General features: G+C 57.4%; 1 protein-coding gene. It reads left to right on the top strand.

All coding sequences use genetic code 11. The annotated features are described in order from the left end of the window. Positions 1-72: 72 nt before the first annotated feature. Positions 73-1,314 carry an ISL3 family transposase gene (locus FVW20_RS15650; RefSeq protein WP_196610333.1) on the top strand — a complete coding sequence of 414 codons (1,242 nt, stop codon included), beginning with the start codon at positions 73-75 and terminating at the stop codon, positions 1,312-1,314. Positions 1,315-1,339 lie beyond the last annotated feature (25 nt).

The raw sequence follows: 1,339 nt of genomic DNA, 5'->3' as shown, positions 1-1,339 counted from the left end.
GGTTCTTCGACGTTTAATGTGGAATTGACCGACCTCGCCCAGTTTGGATAGCCCTCCCTCAGGAGGATTGCCATGCTTGCCGAACAAATATTCGCCTTGGGTCTTGGTCTCACGCCACCCTGGAAAGTTATGAGTCAACGCCTTGATACAGAACATACGCCAACCAAGCTCCATCTAGAAATCGGTGCCGACCGTGGAGCGCTGTATCCGTGCCCTGAATGCGGCACCGCGTGCAAGGCGCATGACTTCAAGGAGTACACGTGGCGGCATCTCAACTTCTTCCAGCATCATTGCTACCTTACGGCCCGGCTCCCGAGGATCAACTGCCCGGAACACGGAGTCCGTCGCGTGGAAGCACCATGGGCCAGGGAAGGCAGCCGCTTCACTCTGCTTTTCGAGCAGGTGGTCATGAGTCTCGTCCGCGAGATGCCGGTCAACGCCGTTGCCCGGCACGTTGAGGTCACTGACAAGCGACTGTGGCGCATCGTTCACCACTATGTGTCCAAAGCCATCGCCGCGTTGAACCTGACGAGTCTCAAGGCCATCGGTCTGGACGAGACCGCTTCCAAACGAGGCCACAACTATATTACCGTCTTCATCGACCTGGACCGCTCCGACAAGCCCGTGATCTTTGCGACTCCCGGCAAGGGCAAGGATTGCCTGACGAAATTCTGCGCGTTTATCGAAGCCCATGAGGGTCGTCCCGAGAATATCGTCGAAGTTGTCTGCGACATGTCGCCAGCGTTCCTTTCCGCAGTCGAACAGGAGTTCAAGTCCGCTTCGGTGACAGTCGACTGGTTCCATGTGGTCCAGCTCTTCACCAAGGCCGTCGATGAAGTCAGAAAGCTAGAAGCCAGGCAGACCAAACTGCCGGACCACACCCGTTGGGCCGTGCTCAAGGGCGCTGAAAAAGAACGCACGCAGCACCAAGAGAATGCTCTCCTGGAGCTCGTCGAGCAGGGTTTCGCTACCGCCAAGGCCTACCGTGTCAAAGAACTTCTTCGCTGGGTGCGGCGGGCCGAATCAAAGCAGGCCGCCAAGTGGCGCATCACCCATTTTCTCAAGCATGCGGCGGAGTATGCTGCCGACTGCCCGCTCCTGGAGCCTGTGAGGAGCGCACTGGCAAGCTTCGAAAGGCACTTGCCGCGAATACTTCATCGTTGGCATTCCTTGCACACCAATGCGAGGCTCGAAGGCTACAATGGCCTGTTCCAAGCGGCGAGAGCCAGAGCCCGAGGATACCGAAATGTGGAGAACTTCATCACCATGGTCTACCTGATCGCGGCCCCGATTCAGGTCGTGGTGGCTTCATGAATTCCACATCAAACGTCGAAGAACC

This window comes from Nitratidesulfovibrio oxamicus (genome assembly GCF_015731765.1).
GTDB lineage: Bacteria > Desulfobacterota > Desulfovibrionia > Desulfovibrionales > Desulfovibrionaceae > Cupidesulfovibrio > Cupidesulfovibrio oxamicus.
Note: the sequence above shows the minus strand (reverse complement) of the source record. Positions and strands in the feature narration are given on the sequence as shown.

What these genes read in the sequence shown, in the direction of transcription:
- FVW20_RS15650 (WP_196610333.1), top strand. Translation starts at nt 73, where the DNA reads ATGCTTGCCGAACAAATATTCGCCTTGGGTCTTGGTCTCACGCCACCC.